Below are 228 nucleotides of genomic sequence, written 5' to 3'. Positions count from 1 at the left end.
AGAGACGGGTGAGGCTGCCCGTTATGCCGCTTGGGCAGTCTCTTTTAAAGAGAAAATTCGCCAAGCCATTAAGACTTGGCGCGAGAAAGCTGGTTATGCCGCGAGCTTATTGTTGAAGTCTTTGACCGAGAAAGCTCATCAATGGTGGTATTTTCTCGAAGACCCTCAAGTGCCTCCCGATAACAATCGGGCGGAAAGGTCGTTGCGTCTAGCTGTAACGAAGCGCAA

Annotated in this window: 1 protein-coding gene; it reads left to right on the top strand. The window is 50.4% G+C overall.

Features of this window, described 5'->3' with window-relative positions:
* Positions 1-228 (top strand): IS66 family transposase (locus SB717_RS40130; RefSeq protein ID WP_410908969.1); only part of this gene is annotated, 228 nt, incomplete at both ends.

This window comes from Priestia sp. SIMBA_032 (assembly GCF_046535215.1).
Taxonomy (GTDB): domain Bacteria; phylum Bacillota; class Bacilli; order Bacillales; family Bacillaceae_H; genus Priestia; species Priestia aryabhattai.
This window is presented reverse-complemented; position numbering and strand designations above follow the sequence as displayed.